This is a genomic window from uncultured Winogradskyella sp. (assembly GCF_947501905.1).
GTDB lineage: Bacteria > Bacteroidota > Bacteroidia > Flavobacteriales > Flavobacteriaceae > Winogradskyella.
The window spans coordinates 436,210-455,609 of the sequence record NZ_CANMXL010000003.1; the positions used below are offsets into that span (position 1 = coordinate 436,210).

General features: G+C 33.8%; 17 protein-coding genes. 6 read left to right on the forward strand and 11 right to left on the reverse strand.

Annotated features, from left to right (window positions below):
• Nucleotides 1–76 precede the first annotated feature (76 nt).
• Nucleotides 77–877, forward strand: a complete 801-nt coding sequence (locus Q0770_RS08865) for a hypothetical protein (protein ID WP_299116093.1) — start codon at nucleotides 77–79, stop codon at nucleotides 875–877.
• Complete coding sequence (locus Q0770_RS08870; RefSeq protein ID WP_299116095.1) at nucleotides 870–1,784, forward strand: hypothetical protein; 915 nt, start codon at nucleotides 870–872, stop codon at nucleotides 1,782–1,784. The genes Q0770_RS08865 and Q0770_RS08870 overlap by 8 nt, the downstream gene beginning before the upstream one ends.
• Here the strand turns inward: Q0770_RS08870 and Q0770_RS08875 are convergent.
• From Q0770_RS08875 to Q0770_RS08890, 4 genes are all read right to left on the reverse strand, one after another.
• Complete coding sequence (locus tag Q0770_RS08875) at nucleotides 1,781–2,500, reverse strand: DUF6503 family protein (protein ID WP_299116097.1); 720 nt, start codon at nucleotides 2,498–2,500, stop codon at nucleotides 1,781–1,783. The two genes, Q0770_RS08870 and Q0770_RS08875, sit on opposite strands and share 4 nt — an antisense overlap.
• 44 nt (nucleotides 2,501–2,544) lie before the next feature.
• Nucleotides 2,545–4,836: an inorganic phosphate transporter gene (locus tag Q0770_RS08880; protein WP_299116099.1), complete on the reverse strand. Its 2,292-nt coding sequence runs from the start codon at nucleotides 4,834–4,836 to the stop codon at nucleotides 2,545–2,547.
• 169 nt (nucleotides 4,837–5,005) lie between these two features.
• On the reverse strand, nucleotides 5,006–5,686 hold the full coding sequence (locus tag Q0770_RS08885; protein ID WP_299116101.1) for a DUF2490 domain-containing protein: 681 nt from the start codon (nucleotides 5,684–5,686) through the stop codon (nucleotides 5,006–5,008).
• A complete protein-coding gene (locus tag Q0770_RS08890; protein ID WP_299116103.1) occupies nucleotides 5,673–6,260 on the reverse strand; it encodes a hypothetical protein in 588 nt (195 codons plus the stop codon). The genes Q0770_RS08885 and Q0770_RS08890 overlap by 14 nt, the downstream gene beginning before the upstream one ends.
• A 189-nt stretch (nucleotides 6,261–6,449) precedes the next feature.
• Here Q0770_RS08890 and Q0770_RS08895 point away from each other — a divergent pair, with 189 nt between their 5' ends.
• Nucleotides 6,450–6,803 carry a toxin-antitoxin system YwqK family antitoxin gene (locus Q0770_RS08895; protein ID WP_299116105.1) on the forward strand — a complete coding sequence of 118 codons (354 nt, stop codon included), beginning with the start codon at nucleotides 6,450–6,452 and terminating at the stop codon, nucleotides 6,801–6,803.
• 93 nt (nucleotides 6,804–6,896) lie between these two features.
• Here the strand turns inward: Q0770_RS08895 and Q0770_RS08900 are convergent, their stop codons facing one another.
• Nucleotides 6,897–8,066: a multidrug transporter gene (locus Q0770_RS08900; protein ID WP_299116107.1), complete on the reverse strand. Its 1,170-nt coding sequence runs from the start codon at nucleotides 8,064–8,066 to the stop codon at nucleotides 6,897–6,899.
• A gap of 39 nt (nucleotides 8,067–8,105) precedes the next feature.
• Entirely contained in the window at nucleotides 8,106–10,922 is a 2,817-nt protein-coding gene (locus tag Q0770_RS08905; protein ID WP_299116109.1) for a TonB-dependent receptor, read from the reverse strand.
• A 229-nt stretch (nucleotides 10,923–11,151) separates the two neighbouring features.
• Here Q0770_RS08905 and Q0770_RS08910 point away from each other — a divergent pair, with 229 nt between their 5' ends.
• Together Q0770_RS08910 and Q0770_RS08915 are read left to right on the forward strand one after the other, a co-directional pair.
• Nucleotides 11,152–12,492, forward strand: a complete 1,341-nt coding sequence (locus Q0770_RS08910) for a deoxyguanosinetriphosphate triphosphohydrolase (protein WP_299116111.1) — start codon at nucleotides 11,152–11,154, stop codon at nucleotides 12,490–12,492.
• A 118-nt stretch (nucleotides 12,493–12,610) separates the two neighbouring features.
• A complete protein-coding gene (locus Q0770_RS08915; RefSeq protein WP_299116113.1) occupies nucleotides 12,611–12,793 on the forward strand; it encodes a hypothetical protein in 183 nt (60 codons plus the stop codon).
• On the opposite strand, the gene dxs is transcribed toward Q0770_RS08915, so the two are convergent.
• Nucleotides 12,776–14,557 carry a 1-deoxy-D-xylulose-5-phosphate synthase gene (gene dxs, locus Q0770_RS08920; protein WP_299116115.1) on the reverse strand — a complete coding sequence of 594 codons (1,782 nt, stop codon included), beginning with the start codon at nucleotides 14,555–14,557 and terminating at the stop codon, nucleotides 12,776–12,778. The two genes, Q0770_RS08915 and dxs, sit on opposite strands and share 18 nt — an antisense overlap.
• A 97-nt stretch (nucleotides 14,558–14,654) precedes the next feature.
• On the opposite strand from dxs, the gene Q0770_RS08925 reads away from it, so the two are divergent.
• Complete coding sequence (locus Q0770_RS08925; protein ID WP_299116117.1) at nucleotides 14,655–15,104, forward strand: nucleoside deaminase; 450 nt, start codon at nucleotides 14,655–14,657, stop codon at nucleotides 15,102–15,104.
• 93 nt (nucleotides 15,105–15,197) lie between these two features.
• On the opposite strand, the gene Q0770_RS08930 is transcribed toward Q0770_RS08925, so the two are convergent.
• The 4 genes from Q0770_RS08930 to aspS form a co-directional block, all read right to left on the reverse strand.
• Nucleotides 15,198–15,389 carry a cold-shock protein gene (locus tag Q0770_RS08930; protein WP_073085124.1) on the reverse strand — a complete coding sequence of 64 codons (192 nt, stop codon included), beginning with the start codon at nucleotides 15,387–15,389 and terminating at the stop codon, nucleotides 15,198–15,200.
• Between the two features lie 100 nt (nucleotides 15,390–15,489).
• A complete protein-coding gene (locus Q0770_RS08935) occupies nucleotides 15,490–15,738 on the reverse strand; it encodes a hypothetical protein (RefSeq protein WP_299116123.1) in 249 nt (82 codons plus the stop codon).
• Between the two features lie 4 nt (nucleotides 15,739–15,742).
• A complete protein-coding gene (locus Q0770_RS08940; RefSeq protein WP_299116125.1) occupies nucleotides 15,743–17,524 on the reverse strand; it encodes a chloride channel protein in 1,782 nt (593 codons plus the stop codon).
• Between the two features lie 45 nt (nucleotides 17,525–17,569).
• Nucleotides 17,570–19,324 (reverse strand): aspartate--tRNA ligase, encoded by a 1,755-nt coding sequence (gene aspS / locus Q0770_RS08945; RefSeq protein WP_299116127.1) that lies wholly within the window; start codon nucleotides 19,322–19,324, stop codon nucleotides 17,570–17,572.
• Nucleotides 19,325–19,400: the final 76 nt, after the last annotated feature.

A 19,400-nucleotide genomic window follows, 5' to 3' on the forward strand; every position in this document is an offset into this window, starting at 1 on the left:
AAGCAATTGGTTTAGTTTCGTTGATTTATTTAACTAAATCAATTATTGAAATGAAGCATGACAATAGATTAGTTTTATGAAAAGAGGATATTTTACACCGTTTTTTTTAATACTCATTTCTATTCTATCAGGATGTTGTGATAAGATCATATCACAGAACCCTTCAAATTATGAATATTTAAAGAAAGAGTTGAGTATTAAAGATAAAGACTTCAAAAAAATTAAAGACAATAAAGAGATAATTGAAGAGTTAAAATTATCAATAAAAGATTCTTTAACAAAAAAGAAAGCGTCGTCTATTTTAAAATCCTTTTTCCTTGAAGAGTACCCTGAAAACAAATTATTAGCATCTTTAGAATTTAATAGAGTTTTTAAAGGCAAAAATTATACAACTGTTGACCTTAAAGATATTGATTCAAGTAAAGCATTATTTATCAACAATATAAATGAACTTGAAGACTTTATGAAAAAGGTTAAAGTAAAACCAACAGTAAAAACAACTACAAAAATCAGTAAATCTGATATGTTAAGGCTTGTTGAAGATTCTATAAATCTTAACAAGACAAATCTAAAAGTAGTAGAAAATAATGATGATTTATTATTGAATTTATTTATAACTATTAAGGATAGTATTCCAACAAAAAAAATAAAACCTCAATTAGATGCTTTATTTCTTAATATATATAGTAAAGAAGAGGTGATTACTAATTTAGAACTATATAGAATATTAAAAGGTAGAAATATAGATATATCTATTAAACGAGATGTGGACTCAACTAAAGTATTAAATTTTAATAGTGCCAAAGAGTTAGAAGAATTTATGAAAAAATCTAAAGTAAAAACAACTACAAAAATTGACTCTACAAAAAATGAATAAATTTATTGTATTTACTTTTCTAGTATTTAATCTGTTTTGTTTTTCACAAAACAAAAAAATAAATCTTCCTCAAGTTATAGAGAATTTAGGCTCACTATCTTACCCATATTTTTCTGTAGAGGTTCTCGATGAGGACAATATCATTTTCCAAAAAGATACTATTCCCATAAAGTTATTGAGTAATAACATATTTCTAAACTCTAAGATGTTTAAATCTTATGGGCTCAATAGTTTGTACATTAAGACATATGTGCATCTATTTGCTGATGAAAATCTAAACTATAATATTATAGACGAAATAAAAACACAAATTTCTAGAACGAATAAATCAAGGTACGTGATTTATAGATCTAATTTTGACAAACAAGTAAAGAGAGGAACTAGACGAGAAGGTATAAAACATAAATCTCCTTTAAGCTTCTTTAAATTAGAAATTCCTGAATACAGAGAAACTTTAAAACAGATTAAGAAGAAAGATAGTTTAAGAAAATTACAGGAAGAAAAATTCCCGGATATTGCAGAAATGAATAGAATGCTAGATGATGCTAAAGGAAACTGGAAACCAATTTACCAAATTGAAACATTAGTATATGGTTCTCAAAAGGATGTTATTAAAGAGTATTTAGAGAATAAAACAACTAAATGTTATAGAATTACCAATGATGGTTTCAAGAGTAATTTAAAAGTTTACAAAAGAAATGAAATTTCAGATGTATTAAATAAATCAGAAATCATATTCTTAGATTACGATGAAAAATTGACTTATCTCAATTATTTAAAATTTATTAAAGAACTTCATAAGTCCATTCCTAATTTTGGGCAAAAAAATGTAGATACAGAAGTTGTTGAGTTGTCCAATGAAATCAAAAAGATTCATCGTATGACTGGTGTAGAATTATGTAATTAATTCCCCAAAGTATCTGTACCCAAATACTTGTCATCTTTATTGTAATACCAAGCACGGACTTTAGGCATTTTAATGCCGTTTACGGTGTCTTCTTCGGTCAGTAATATATATTCTCCAGAGTCTGGTTTTACCTTGCCATTTTCATCTGTTTTGTAAAACTGGTAGACTTCCATAGCGTAGGTTTCTGGATTAAAATAGAAGTACCAAACATCGCTCCCAATAGCGGCATCGTAAGTGGCTTTTAGTACTAAATACTCTTTGCCTTTAAAGGTTTTGCGTTCTACTTTAGAGTCAATGTTTGTGCCTTTGTCTTCGAGTTTCATTGGTAAGCCGTACAAATAGGTATAATAGTTTTTATACATGCTGGCACGCTCGCAAGTCATCTTCTTTTCTTTGGCCGCTTCTTCATTAAGCTGTGTTTTATTATAAAACAAAGCGCAATCTGATTTGTCAACAGTATAGGTTTGACTAGTGTTATTTCTAACAGCTGTAACACTAAAAAACTCCGCAGGTAAGTTGATGTTTATATCACTAACTCTAGCACTTTGGTTAGGTGTTGTCATCGTGACTTTAAAGTTACCACTAAACGTAGACCAATTGCCACTTGGGTCATGATAATTAATGGCTTTTTCTAGGAGTTGTTGTCCCGTTAAGTTTTGCGATTGTATGGTTACACTAACAAAAACAAATAGCAATAAGGAGTAGGAAAATTTCATAGAATAGGTATTGCATTATTGTATCAAATATACAAAAGCAATAACTACTCTTCCTCTTCAGTATTAATCGTTGCAGGTTCTACTGAGCTGTCATGAGAATTATGATACTCTTGTAGAAGATTCATGGTCGCATTAATTAAATCTTTGGTCTCCAAGAGTAGCCCAAAGTATAAAGTTGTATTCTTTGGACTTGATTCTTCGGTACGTGTACGTTCTACTTGTTTGGCAATTTTAGAAGTTACCAAATCAAAATTAGTATTACGCTGAGTTAATATGGTTCCGATTTGCTCAAAAGAACGCGAATCAAAGGCAGATTTTATATCTGTAAAAAGCACTTCTAAAACATCATCCACTTCCTTAAGTTCCTTAATTTGACTGAACTTTAATTTCTTATGATTGTTATTAATATGCTTATGACTTGCTTTAGAAATGTACTCTAAAGATTGTGTCATATCTTGTAAGTACCCTAAAATATTAATATAAAAATTACTTGCGCCAACACTAGACTCATCTAAGTTTTTAATAAAATAGAAGATGTTATCTCTAAGGTCATCTACTTCGGCAGATAACTTAGCGACTTGTTTTTTATTCTTTTTAAGCTCTAGCAAATCTTGCTTAGCCAAACCACTAATTGCATTGGTGTATATGCGATTACCACGCTTAACAACGTTAGAAATATTTTTTGCACTTTCATGAATGACACCTTGAACAGAAGAACTTTCTGTACGTTCAAGTTCGTCTTCGATATCTATTTTTTTGGCTTTGTTTTTATGAGTGATATAGTTTCTTGTTAATAAAACGATGGCGAGTATAAATAAGCCCATTAGAGCAAAACCACCACCATAATAAAGAACACAAGCCATAATAAAGGCTGCAACAAACGCACTAAAAGCAGTAAAAAACCATCCACCAATAACATTAAGTACACCAGCAACACGGTAAACAGCACTCTCACTTCCCCATGCTCTATCCGCTAATGATGTTCCCATAGCCACCATAAATGTGACATAAGTTGTAGATAATGGTAATTTCATAGACGTGGCAATAGAAATAAGCACACTAGCAACCATTAAGTTTACGGCAGCTCTTACCAAATCAAATGCGGGTAAATCCGCGGCTTTTATTAATGGGTCTTTTTCAGGTTTTGTAAACTGTTTATCTGTAGTTTTCTTATAAGAATCAGGTAGGATATGATTAATAGATTTTGATAATTCTATAGTATATCTAACAATAGTTCTCGATAAAAAGTTAGGCTCAAAACGCTCTTTTACTTCATCTTGTCTAGATAAGTCAACCGAAGTTTTAACCACGGCCTTAGCTTTACTAGAAAACCATAGTGTTAATACCATAACAACACCGGCCAAAAGTAAAAGATAAGGTTGTGTAGGTACTTTTTGTGCAAGACTTTGCATACCAAATTCTGAAGGTAATGTACCAAAAGCCAGGTAAGCTTCATGCCAACTCTCGTAAGAGTTAAATGCAGCAATTGGAACACCAATAAAATTAACCAAATCATTGCCCGCAAAGGCTACAGCTAATGCAAAAGTACCAACAATAATAATCAGCTTATAAATATTTACTTTTAGAAGAACAGTTATTGCCAAAGACAATAAGGTCCAAAAAATAAAGCTTATGCCTAAGGTGGCGTACAGATTCGTATTTGCAAATTCTAAGATGTCAGAACTAATAAAAGTCGCATTTTTTAAACCCTTTATAAGAATAAAATACATGATTGCAGATAACGCTATACCACTAAAAATGGCACCATACCAGGCAGGTTTTTCCTGAAATTTAAATGATAGTAAAATTCTTGAAAGATATTGCACAATAGCACCTATGGTAAAGGCGACGACGACGGAAAGTAATATGCCAAGAATTATCTCAATGGCTTTAGAGTTGTTAATATAATTGCCTAAATCTAGTAGGGTTTGGTTGGCATCACCATAAATTTTTATAACTGAAAGCGCTACAGAAGCACCCAATAATTCAAAGACAATAGATACTGTTGTAGAAGTGGGCAGCCCAAGTGTATTAAAAAAGTCGAGGAGTAGAATATCGGTGAGCATTACCGCCATAAAGATGACCATAATCTCATCAAACATAAACTCACCTGGGTTAAAAATCCCTTTACGTGCAACCTCCATCATACCACTAGATGTCATTGCGCCTACGGCAACTCCAATACTGGCAACAATCATAATGGTTTTAAATGAAACGGCTTTTGAACCTATAGCGGAATTTAGAAAATTAACGGCATCATTACTAACGCCAACAACTAAATCTGCTATTGCTAAAAATGCTAGAGCGGCTAGCATATAGAGGTAAAGGTTTTCCATGTAAACGGATACTAAAAAATTGTATGCAAAATACCTTAATTATTTTGAAAGCAACGTTACCTAAACGTTATTTTAGAACATCTAAATTAAGCAAAATTGCTCATAAAATACAGTCTGCAATATCGGTCAAATAATTGTTAATTAATAACTCACGAGAAATATTATTAGTTTAAACTTTTAGAATAAAAGACGTTAGGATAAATAACTTTTCTTCTGTCTTAATGTTTAATGCTTCAAATCGATATTCTAAACCAAATTGAATTTTTGATTCCTCATTAATAAGCCATCCGATTTGTGCTGTCGTCCTATGGTCTAATTCAGGTTTAATCTTTACATTTTTGCTCAAAAGCGCTTCCATAGATACTACCAAATAGCTTTCGCCTATATCTAACTTTTCTCCATTTAAAGGAAAATCTAAAGCAAAACGATAGCGGGAACGTAAAACAGTTAATTGGTCAAAAATGCGCTGCTCAAACCTAATTCTATGACCAAAGCGTAATGCTTGATTCTTTTTCGTGTAATTAAATTGTTGGGTAAGTCTTAGCTCATTATTTCCACCATCGAAAGATTCTCTAAAACGATATTGAACACCTAAACTCAAGCTATGGTTGTAATCTAAATTAAGCGTTGAAAAGTGTACAATGTCTAACTGACGATTTTCAAAATCAAAGCTTTCGTCTTGGTATAGATAATACCGTGAGCGTGCTGAAAAATTGATTTTATATGAATCTGAAACCTTATGATTTAAAGCAAAACCTGTTTCGCCTAGGGTTTCAAAATTGCTTTGAGAAAACAGATTTAACCCAAATATGAAGCTAAAAGAAATAATTAGAATCCTAATATAATACATGCTCGTATGATGTTGGATTTAGAATTCTTGAGCTTAAAAATTCGCCTTTATTGTTAAAAGTAAATTCTTTAATACTTCTTTTTTTATCTGTTCTAACTTCTGCTATTATTTCATAATTGGCTGAGGTGATATTACTTTTTTTCAGCGTATGATCTATAAATGTATTGGCATTAAAACCGCTGGTATAAACATACTGTTTTTGAATTTTTATGAATTTGTGCTTTTTGAAGAATTGTTTGTAATAAGCCGCAATTTGTTGCCTTGCAGAATCTTCAATGCTCTTGAATTTAGTAATTACCTCAATATCTTCAAGTAGACCTTGATTTGAAAACTCAACACTGTAATACTGTTTCAAATATTTAAACTTTACCTCATAACTTTTCTTATCTCCATCTGTTTCCTTGTAAAATTTAAGTCGCTTACAGTTTTTGGGTAATGTCTTAATAATAGTTTGAGCCACTTCAGGAAATTCTGAAATTTTGATGCGCTCTTCTTTTTCATTTTTGATTTGGCTATATAAGGATTGGCTAATAAAAGATGATAATAGGATTACAAAAATGAGTTTCAATTTCATTACGACACCGTTGAGTCCCTAAAAATAAAGATTATCCATTCTTATACAATATTAAATTTATCTACATATTTAAATTTCTGAAAATCAGTTAGATAAATAGTCAATGTTAATTTAATGTTACGTAAATCTTGTTTAAATGTAAAATTAATGTTATGTTTGTTTCATAATCATTAATAAACCCAAATTGTGATGAAAAAAATAGTTGTAATTATGTTGATGTTATGTGTAGGATTTGCCTATGCACAAAAAGATAGAACCTTAAAACTTAATGAAGAGACGAATCTTATAGAAGTGGTCTATTACCATGATAATGGTCAAATAAGTCAGACAGGGTTTTATACTAAAGAAGGAAAACTTCATGGCGAATGGTATAGCTATTGTCAAGAAGGGAATAAAATCATATCTGCAAAGTATAATAGCGGAAAAAAAGTCGGCAAATGGTTTTACTGGAGTGCAGATAAATTAAAAGAAGTAGATTATTCTAATAATAAGATTGCTAGTGTTAATGAATGGGTACAAAATAGTGCTGTAGCATCAAATTAAATTAGAAAATTATAAAAACAAAAAAAGCAGCGATATCGCTGCTTTTTTTGTTTTTATAATTTTGAGACTAAATCAAAATTTTCACTTTATTAATTAGTTTCTTGTCCATCCAGAGTTCCAAGAATCATAATCAGCACCAGTACCATTACCAACACCAGTAAAGAATGAGTTTTCATCAAAGGCGCCGTTTGTGTCATTTTTTAGAGTAAGTGTTACATCATCAAATGTGATATCAGTGACACTAGTTTCTCCTGCCAAAAATCCAGTTCCTGTTTCTTCATCATCTAAGTCGTAACCTTCTTCAAAACCTTGAATCCAAACATTATTAAATGTAGCACGCGTACCTGCTCTTAAACGGATAGCTTCATTGCCATTACTAGAACCTAACCCGTTAATAGTTAAGTTGTTTATAGTAGGAGCACTCCAAAAAACTGGGTTAGAGTTGTTTCCAATATCTGTATTGAAACCATCTCCTTCTATACCTTTATCATGAGACTGTCTGTGCTCGATATATACATCTGTAAGTGTACCTGTAAAACCTTCAGTCCAATCTACAGAATCATCTTGGGCTCCAACCACTGATATGTGAGAAGCATTAACCGTACCTCCAAAGAATTCAACACCATCATCAGCACCTTCAAATGCCTGAATAAAGTCTATTGTTGTTCCACTTCCGACACCATAGAAAGAGAATCCGTTATTTTCTGAGGCAGCATCAGCAGCTCCTCCAGAATATTCAATACGTACATATCTTATGATTCCAGAATTATCATTTGCAATACTTCCTCCGTAAGGTAAACCTCCAATTTCGGATGTAGAGGTTGCATCGCCACCAACTACAGAATTTATTGGAGCACGACCTAAGACAATAAGCCCTCCCCAATCACCTGGGTTTGGTGTTGCTGAGTTAGAAGTAAATACAATAGGGTTAGAAGATGTGCCTTCTGCCATGATAACACCACCTTGTTGTATGGCAACATACACATCAGAGCCTGTAGTAGCTCTAATAACTACACCTGGCTCAATAGTTAATGTTATACCTTCAGGCACAATAAGCGCACTTGTTAAATCATATTCTGTACCTGTAATTAGTGTAAGGTCTTCAGTCAATGTTCCTCCAATTATAAAGTCAGAAGGGTTAGTTGGGTTTGAACCTCCGTTTCCTTGATTAATTGTTACGTCTGCAGTGTCATCTGCGGCACAACCTACAACTAAAAGTGTTGCTGCTGTAAATAATCCTAAAAGAAATTTGTTTGCTTTCATCTTGTTTGAATTAATTTAATATTCGTTTTTTTGATTGGGTTAAAATTTATACTTGAATTGAATACTTGCGTTAATACCTCTTTTGTAGCTTGATAAGGCAAACTCAGAGAGGTTAGAATTTATACCTAAGTCATTTGCTAATGTTGTATCAAAAGACACATTTTCACGAACACGTTCTATTGTAGGGTCTAATATGTTTTTGACACTAGCATTGATTTCAAAGTTTTTGTTAATCGTATTTTTCCACACAAAGTCTAAGGTTGGAACTCCTTTTTCAATGATGTTTCCTAATTGTCCAGAACCTAATGCATCAATACGGTCTGAGAAATAAGAGAATACAAGGTTTGCAACTGGCTTATATTCACCGAAAGTTGGGCTATAGCTTACATCAGCATTGATAAGAACCGGTGAAGCACCTTGTAGCTCATCAGAGTCTCTATTAAAGTTGGTGTTAAATGTTCCAGAAACAGTCTTTAAATCTTGTTTTGTAGAGGTGTAAGTCACATTCATTCCAGCGGATAGAATACTCTTTTCGTCTTCATCTTTAATAAGTCTTTTTCTGACTTCAAGCTCGATTCCGAAAACATCAGCACGATCACCTGTTCTAAAGAAACGTTGTGTACCTGTAGCATCATTTGCCGAAACTAAGTTTACAGGATCATTAATGGTTTTATTAAAAACACCTATAGAAAATATCTCACCGCTATTAATAAACCATTCGTACTTTAAATCTAAGTTTACAATCGTTGAAAACGCAGGGTCATTTAAAAGGTCTGGGTTACCACCAATACGATCGGTTACATTCTCGTAAACAAATGGTGCAACTTCTTTAAACTCTGGGTTAGAAACTGTTCTACTTGCTGAAAAACGAAGGTTTTGATCTTCTGTCAACGCATATTTTACATTAACACTAGGCAAGAAAAAAGTTTCGCTAGCTTCGTTGCTTCCAGGATTATTAAAAGACAAGTTAATCACATCGTAACTGATCTCTTGATTAAATTTCTCTACGCGAAGCCCAGGGACAAACGTCCATTTTTCTCCAACTTTGTAGACCGCATCTGCGTAAAGCGCATGGACATCAAGATTACCGCTATACGTGTTCTCTAATTGTCCTGGCAGATTTTCTCTTTCTAAACCAGGTAGTGGACGGAATACACTCGTATTGTATAATACCCCTAGATTTTGAGTTGAGAAGAAAGCGTCGAAATTATTAGGGTCTTCTATTTCTGTTAGAGGATTAATGATTTCGTATCCATAACGTTGGTTATCGAAAGTACGTTCCTTAATACGTCCGTTATACCCAAAGTTAAACTTTAAGTTTTCTGATTGCTCATAGCTTAAATTAACCCGTGCATTAAATTCGCCGTCTTCAATATTCTGAAAATAGCGCTGATTGTCAAAGTCAACATTTCTATAAAAAATCGCGTTTGTTGATGGGTCGTTATCAAGCGTGTTTTCAAAACGTTCAAGAGCAATACGTTTACGATCTGGCTGACGAGCTAGAACTTTATTGTACCCTAAACCGTAATCTAGTTTTAATTTTTCACTAATAGTACTTGTTCCAAGGACTTGATTTACAAAAATCATATCCTGTTCGAACTGTACATTCTGAGTAAAGAATCCAAAATCATCATTATCAGCAATGGTGTTACGATTATAGCCACGTCCGTCAATACCAAAACGTCCTACTTCATCTGTAGCAGCGTTAATGAATAAAGAGTTGAATTTTATTTTATGATCGTTGTTAATACGGTATACAACATTAGCCATTGCGGTTGTATTACGAGTAAATTCAAACTCTTCAGCATCTTGGAAGATGGTGTTTGCAGCTGCAGTAACATTAGCAAATTGGCCTCTTCTGTATTCAAAACTACTACCAAAAGCGGCTGTAGTAAATACACTTAGGCGAGATTCCTCACCAATTTCCCATGAATCACCAATAGAAAAATTTCCTTCTACACCTAAAGAACCATCAATGTTTTGAGGATCTACACCGTGAGATAGAATAACAGCGTAAGGATTATTACGGTATCTATTATAAAAACCAAAATAACCTGTACCTTCACTCTTTACAAAGTTTTTACCAATTGCGTTTGAGTTAAAGTTTGACCCTAGATTTACATCTAAGAAGAAATCTCCAGTATGTTCTTTAGCAACGATATCTACATTACCAGCTGCAAAATCTCCATAAAAATTAGCTGCATAAGTTTTGCTAACTCCTACATTTTGTATAACATCTGAAGAAAAAAGATTAAGGTCCATATTTTTCTTTTCAATATTATTAGCAGGAAGCGTAAGGCCATTGTATGTCGTATTTAAATAACGATCTCCAAGACCACGAACGTAAACGTTACCGCCACCTTCTTGTTTTGAGATACCAGATATTTTAGTAACAGCACCTGCGGCATCACTAACCCCTTTACGAGACAATTCTTGAGCGCCAATACTTTGCTTAATAGTAGTCGCTTTCTTTTGGTCTAAAAGAAGTGCAGTTTCAGTTTCTCTTTTCGCTGTAGTTTTAATGACAACTTCATCAAGCGATGCAGCACTTGCAAACATCAAAATATCGAGCTTTGTTTCTTTACCAGCTTCAACAATAACTTGTTTCTCAATCGTTTCGTAACCTACAAAGCTAAATTGAATAGTATAAGTTCCAGGGTTTAAATTATCTAGTCTGTAATTACCATCAACATCAGAAGTAACACCAGTAGTTGTGCCTTTTATAAGGACATTAGCGAAAGGAAGTGGTTCGTTATTAAATTCCTTATCAGTTAATTTCCCTATTATTGAGCCTGTATCCTGTGCTTGTACAAAAGCCGTAAAAAGGAAAATAAAAAGTAATATAATTTGTCTCATCAGTTTTTTATAATTGATGGTGCAAAGAAACGTCGCAATTCTAGTTTATAGGTTAATCAAAAATTAATGATTGGTAATAAAAAGGTTATACAATAGTTAGCTTAACATTAAGAGGTAGGAGTATTAGGCAACAATTTATTAACATTAAAAATGTTATTACTTTTCTAATCAAAGCTAATGTCTTATTTCTCAATTTGTATATCTTGCCTGTACTAAAAAAATGCAACTCATGAATTGGGAACAACTCCTGTCTTTAAAGCGTTTTGGAGACGTAAATAAACGGCTGCGACAAGAACAAGACGAAACTCGCTTGGGCTTTGAAGTCGATTACGATCGTATTATTTTTTCTTCAGAATTTAGAAGCCTACAAGACAAAACACAAGTCGTGCCATTGTCTAAAACAGACTTTGTACATACGCGGTTAACACATAGCTTGGAGGTTAGTGTTGTCGGGCGTTCTTTAGGAAGACAGGTAGGTCGATTGTTGTTAGAAAAACATCCGCACCTTCAGAAGATTCATGGCTATCAAATTAACGATTTTGGAGCTATTGTTGCCGCCGCCGCTTTAGCTCACGATATTGGTAACCCACCATTTGGGCATTCTGGAGAAAAAGCGATTGGCGCTTACTTTAAAGAAGGAGAAGGAAAACAATTCGAGAGTCATCTTACTAAAAAGCAGTATAAAGATTTATGTGATTTTGAAGGTAATGCCAACGGGTTTAAAATTTTAACTGAAAGTAGAGTTGGTCGAGAAGGCGGATTGAGGTTAAGTTATGCGACTTTGGGTGCATTTATGAAATATCCAAAAGCATCGTTACCTAAAAAACCTACAACACATATAGCGGATAAAAAGTATGGCTTTTTTCAAAGTGAAGAAGAGACCTTTAAGGCTATTGCAGAAGAACTAGGACTTGAAGCTAGAGACAAAGCTAATAATGCGTTCGCAAGACATCCATTAGCATATTTGGTTGAAGCTGCTGATGACATATGTTATACTATTATTGATTTTGAAGATGGTATAAATCTAGGATTAATAGAAGAAGACTATGCTTTAGAATATTTAATTAAGCTTGTAAAAAACACGATAAACACTGAAAAGTATAATGCTTTAAAAACCACTGAAGATCGTGTGAGTTATTTGAGGGCTCTTGCTATTGGAACTCTCATTGATGAAGCGGTTTCTATTTTTATGAAAAATGAAGAGCAGATTTTAGCTGGTACATTTGAAACGGGTTTATTGGATGTTAGTAGTTACAAAGCTCAAATTTCTGATATTATAGATATTAGTATCAAAAAAGTATATCAATCCGCTGAGGTAGTCAACAAAGAAATTGCGGGATATAAAGTTTTAGAAGGTATTCTTTCAGTTTTTGGTAGAGCAGCTAGTAATTTTTATTCTGGTCATTTAACGAGTTACGATAAGCTTATTCTAAAAACACTGCCAGAGACAGTTAATCTGTCTACTAACTCTCTCTATGATAATTTAATAGCTGTCTGTTTGTATGTTTCAAAGCTGTCAGATTCTAATGCGATGCTATTATATCATAGATTTAATGGAAATTTAATATAGCTTAAATCACTGAAAAACAGTCTTTTGCAAAATTAAATATGCATTTCATCGATAAAATTTGTTTTTTAACGATATTATACATTAATTTGAAATGTTAGAACCCCAAATCTACCAACCCATGAAAAATAATGTACTTAGTGCTTTTGTAGTTTTTTTTGCAGTTGTTGCATGTTTATTAATCATTGATGATATATCACATGGTATGAGTGCTTCAAAAACAGATTCTTCTGAAATTAGTAATGAAATAGAGCAGTCGAATACTGAAACTTTGGCCACTTTAGACTTAGAGACTGAGGATTAATTCTTCTAGTTTTTCTTCTAAGCTATTTTCGTCGATGCCATTAATTGCTTTAAGCTCATTTACAGTACCATGTTCTGTAAATTGGTCTTTAATACCAAGAATTTCAATTTTAGTTTTGTAATTATTGGCATTAGCAAATTCTAAAACCGCAGAACCAAAACCACCAGTAACAACACCGTCTTCTATGCTAATGATTGCCTTATATTTTTTGAATAAAATGCGAAGAAGATCTCCATCTAGTGGTTTTACAAAGCGCATATCGTAATGTCCAATATTGTCGAATTTTGGGTTATTTTCAATGACATTTGTAACAGTATTAGCAGTTGTACCAATAGATAATACGGCAATAGCTACACCTTCTTTTAAGCATTTTCCTTTACCAATTTCAATAGTTGCAAAAGGCTTTTTCCAGTCTAGTAAAATACCGCGACCTCTCGGATACCGTATAGCCATAGGGAAATTAATACCTTTTTGAACTGTGTACATCATATGACGTAGCTCAACAGCATTGCGAGGTGCAAAAATCACCAAATTAGGAATACATCTTAAATAAGCCAAATCAAAAACACCATGATGGGTAGCGCCATCTTCACCAACTAAACCTGCTCTATCTAAACAAAATACTACAGGTAAATTTTGTATAGCCACATCATGAATAACCTGGTCATAAGCTCGCTGTAAAAATGTCGAATAAATATTACAAAACGGAATCAACCCTTGTGTAGCCATACCTGCAGCCAAAGTTACGGCATGTTGCTCGGCAATACCAACATCAAAAGCGCGCTCAGGCATAGTCTCCATCATATACTTTAGAGAGCTACCAGTAGGCATTGCAGGTGTTATGCCTACAATGTTTTCGTTTTGTTTTGCAAGTTCTACGATGGTCTCGCCAAAGACATCTTGAAATTTTGGTGACAGTTGGTTAGAACTAGATTTGGCAATAAGCTCTCCAGTTTTGGCATCAAATTTCCCAGGCGCATGATATTTGACTTGATTTTCTTCAGCTTGTTTTAAGCCTTTGCCTTTAGTAGTAATGACATGTAAAAACTTTGGACCTTTTACAGATTTTAAACGCTCTAATTCCGAAATTAATTTCGGCAAATCATGTCCGTCAATAGGTCCCGAATAATCAAAGTTTAAAGCCTCAAAAATATTGTCTTGCTTTTGAGTGCCTTTTTTTACGTTAGTTAGGTATTGTTTTAAAGCACCAACGCTTGGGTCAATACCAATGGCATTGTCGTTGAGGATTACTAGGAGATTTGCATCAGTCACACCAGCATGGTTTAAGCCTTCAAAGGCCATGCCGCTAGCGATAGAGGCATCACCAATTACTGCAATATGTTGCTTGTTTGTGTCGCCATTAAGTTTAGACGCAATGGCCATACCTAAAGCTGCCGATATTGATGTTGATGAATGCCCAACTCCAAACGTGTCATAATTGCTTTCATCTCTTTTAGGGAAACCGCTAATACCGCCGAGTTGTCTATTGGTATCAAAAATTTCTTTGCGACCAGTCAATATTTTATGTCCGTATGCTTGGTGTCCTACATCCCAAATGAGTAAATCTTCAGGTGTATTAAAGACATAATGCAATGCAATAGTTAACTCGACCACTCCTAAACTAGCGCCCAAATGCCCTTCTTTTGTAGCGACAATATTTATAATGAAGTCACGCAATTCTTGAGCAAGTTGCGATAAATCATCTTGAGATAATTGTCTTAAATCTTTTGGAAGATTTATGTTGTTGAGTAAGCTTTTGCTCATAAGACAAAGCTACGATATGAATACTAATTTTTGCATTTCTGATATAAAAATTGATATTATTAATATGAATAAATTGTACTAAAGTTATATTTGAAGTATGATTAACCCTTTCGACGACACATACTTTATGAAAAAAGCGCTTCAGGAAGCAGAAGCTGCTTTTGAAAAAGGTGAAATCCCTGTAGGTGCTGTTGTAGTTATTAATGACAAAATTATTGCGCGTTCGCATAACTTAACAGAGTTGTTGAATGATGTTACTGCACATGCTGAGATGCAAGCTATTACATCTGCTGCTAATTTTCTAGGTGGAAAATATTTGCAAAACTGTACACTCTATGTAACATTAGAACCTTGTCAAATGTGTGCTGGAGCTTTGTATTGGAGTCAGATTTCTAAAATTGTTTATGGTGCCACAGATGAAAAACGTGGCTTTAAGGCTATGGGCACAAAATTACATCCTAAGACTAAAGTCATTGGTGGTGTTTTGGAAGACGAAGCTTCAGAAATTATGAAACGCTTTTTTATTGAAAAGCGCAATCTAAACTGAGAATTTATTTTTTGGTGGCTGAGCGCAGTCGAAGCCAAAAAAAACGCCCAACCTTTCGGTTGAGCGTTGAAACTAATAAAGTATATCTTATCCTTAAAGAATGCTTACGTTAGCAGCAACCATTCCTTTACGTCCTTCTTCTTCTGTGTACTCTACGTTATCGCCTTCGCGAAGCTCTAAACCATTAAGGTTTGATACGTGTACGAAGATGTCTTTTCCTGTTTCTTCGTTTGTAATGAATCCAAATCCTTTAGAGTCATTAAAAAATTTAACTGTTCCAGTCATTATAAATTATAAATAAAAATTAAAGTGCAAAGATACAGTTAAAAACATTACCAATGTTAATAAATTGTTTTATTTCAAAATGTTACAGATATGTTTGGAGTTATAATTGCTTTTTACGCTTTTGATTTTCACGCATTTTAGCCAAGTTTTCTTTGGTAATCATATAGTCTTTAGCGTCTTTATCTTTCCATCGATAATAGGAGAATAACGGAAATACAACAAAGAAAATACCCATAACACCAAAGCCTATGAGTTTTTGAGAATAATCTACATCCATAATAAAACCACATATGATACTTGTCATCGAAGCCAGTAAGGCAATAAATGTTATGATTTTTATAGGTTTCATAGCGTTAAGATGTAAAATTAATTAATTCTTTCCTGTAGGCAGTCAATAGCTTAGATTTTGAAATGAAACCGTAATATTTTTCGTCTTTAATCACAGGCAGGTTCCATGCGCCAGAATCTTGGAACTTTTTCATTACTTTTTGCATACTATCTTTTTCGTAAACAATAAATTCTGGTGGAAGATGCATAAAGGTTTCAACCGTAGTTGACTCATAAAGTGTTTGGTCAAACATGACTGTTCTTATGTCATCTAACAGAATAATGCCCATAAAGTTTTGTTCATCATCGGTAACAGGAAATAGATTACGGCTTGATTTTGCAACACCATTTTTCAGCATGTCACCAAGTGTCATTTCAGGTTGTAATACCACAAAGTTTTGCTCAATAACGCTATCTAATTTCATTAAAGTAAGGACACTTTTATCTTTGTCTTGTGTTAATAGTGCACCTTTTTCAAGTAGCTCTTTAGTGTAAATGGTATGGTCCAATACATTTTTATTAATGATAAAAGACATTGAAGCCGTTATCATTAGTGGTACAAACAATTGGTAACCACCAGTGATTTCGGCTATTAAAAAGATGGCTGTCAGTGGTGCATGTAAAACGCCCGCAATTAAACCAGCCATACCAATCAATGTAAAATTAGCTTCAGAAACCGAGAATCCTAAACCACAATTATTAATAATCTTGGCAAAGAGATTTCCTAATGAACTCCCCATAACCAATGTTGGAATTATAATTCCGCCAGTTCCACCTGCAGCAAAAGTAGTCGTCATGGCAATGGCTTTAAAAACCGTAATACCAAAAAGAAGCGCAATGACGACCCAAATATTATCGATGTAATTATCAAAAAGTGAAGAGCCAATTGCTTTTGTATCGTTCCCAAGCATTAAATCATTGATAAACCCAAAACCTTCACCATACAGCGGTGGAATAAAATAAAGCATGGCGCCAATAGCTAATCCACCAATAATTAATTTATGTCTTGCTGATTTAAACCGATTAAAAATGGATGTAACACCAAAATATATCTTGGTAAAATATATAGAAGCAACACCAGTTCCTATTCCTAATAATATATAGAATAATGTATCCTTAATCTGAAATTTTTCTGAAACGGTAAAATCAAAAAGCACACTATCACCTAAGAAAAAATATGATGTAATTACAGACGAAACCGATGCAATTAATAGTGGTAGAAGCGAAGCGAATGTCAAATCCAAACTAAATACTTCTATGGCAAAAATAATAGCCGCAATTGGTGATTTAAAAATTGAAGCAATCGCTCCTGCAGAGGCACAGCCAATCAATAAACTTCTTGTCTTTCTGTCGATATGAAGCAATTGACCTAAGCTAGAACTTATGGCCGATGCTGATGCAATTGCTGGTCCAAGTAAACCCACAGAGCCACCAAAACCAACAGTAAGTGGTGCAGTAACTAATGGCAAATAAATTTTACGTTTGTTAATTATTCCATTTCGTTTTGATAAGGAATATAGTATGGATGGAATAGCATGTTCATTTGGTTTTTTGGAGACATACTTTACAAACAAATACACTAAAAGCAAGCCAATAACAGGCAAAATAAAGTAAATGCTATTTTCTGATAAGTTGATGCCTTTTTCAAAAATAGCTTCTATAGTGAAGGTAATATTCTTAATAAAAACAGCAACTAAACCTGCCAATAACCCAATAATTAAGGCTAGTAAAAACACGAAGTTTTTTTCGGAGATATGTTTGTATCTCCATACGAGTAATCGTCTAAAAAAGTTGGATTTAGTTGGCACAGGTTAAATCTAACAAAAAATCCTGCAAGAAGCAGGATTTTAAATTTATGATTTTAGGTTTAGCTTTAAACTAAGCTCTGTGAGTTGCTCATGGTCAATTGGCGCAGGAGCATCAATCATAACATCTCTACCAGAATTATTTTTTGGGAAGGCAATAAAATCTCTAATGGTTTCTTGTCCGCCAAGGATTGCAACGAGTCTATCCAATCCAAAAGCGATTCCACCATGTGGTGGCGCACCATATTCAAAAGCATCCATTAAGAAGCCAAATTGTGCTCTTGCTTCTTCGTCTGAGAATCCTAAATGCTTCAACATTATAGCTTGTGTGGCCTTATCGTGAATACGAATAGAACCTCCACCAATTTCGTTTCCGTTTAAAACTAAATCATAGGCATTGGCTTTAACTTCACCTGGTTTTATGTCTAATAATTCTAGCTGACCTGGTTTTGGCGAAGTAAACGGATGGTGCATCGCATGGTAACGCTCAGTATCTTCATCCCATTCTAAGAGAGGAAAATCCATTACCCAGAGTGGTGCAAATTCATCAGGCTTACGCAAACCTAAACGCTCTGCTAATTCCATACGTAAGGCACTTAATTGTGCTCTAACTTTATTGGTGTCTCCAGAAAGCACACAGATTAAATCCCCAGCTTTTGCTCCAGTAACTTCTGCCCATTTTGCTAAATCGTCTTGGTCGTAAAATTTATCTACTGAAGATTTGTAAGTACCATCATCATTACAACGGCAATATACCATACCTAAAGCTCCAACTTGTGGACGTCTTACCCAATCAATAAGCTTATCTATTTCTTTTCTAGTATAACTATTTCCTCCAGGAACTGCAATACCAACAACTAATTCAGCAGAATTGAAAACATTAAATTCTTTATGCTGAGCAACGGCATTTAACTCGCCAAACTCCATTCCAAAACGGATGTCTGGTTTGTCATTTCCGTAAAGACGCATTGCATCATTGTAGAGTATTCTTGGGAATTTATCTACTTCAACACCATTAATTTCTTTCAATAAATGACGCGTTAAACCTTCAAATGTATTTAGGATGTCTTCTTGCTCTACAAATGCCATTTCACAGTCAATCTGTGTAAACTCTGGTTGTCTATCGGCACGTAAATCTTCATCTCTAAAACACTTTACAATCTGAAAGTATTTATCCATACCACCTACCATGAGTAGTTGCTTAAAGGTTTGTGGCGATTGTGGTAATGCATAAAATTGACCTTCGTTCATACGAGAAGGCACAACAAAATCTCGTGCACCTTCAGGAGTAGATTTTATTAAATATGGCGTTTCCACTTCAATAAAACCATCTGTAGATAGATAGTTTCGTACAGCTTGTGCTACTTTGTGTCTAAAGATTAAGCTCTCTTTTACTGGGTTACGACGGATATCGAGGTAACGATACTTCATACGTAAGTCATCTCCTCCATCAGTATTATCTTCAATTGTAAAAGGTGGTGTCACAGAACCATTAAGTATATTCAATTCTGAAACCAATACTTCAATATCACCAGTTGGGATATTTGGGTTTTTAGACGCACGCTCTTGTACTTTTCCTGTTACTTGTATTACAAATTCACGACCTAATTTCTGAGCATTTTCTAAAATGTCTTTAGTTGTTTGCTCTTCGTCAAAATACAATTGCGTAATACCATAACGGTCACGTAAATCTACGTAAACCATAAACCCTTTGTCTCTAACACCTTGTACCCAACCACTTAAGGTAACTTCTGCATTGTTATGTGAAGCTCTAAGCTCACCACAATTATGACTTCTATACATATTGAAATATTAAGGTTGCAAATTTAAGCAACTTCTCAGACTATCAAATAAAAAGCCTCAACAATTGTTGAGGCTT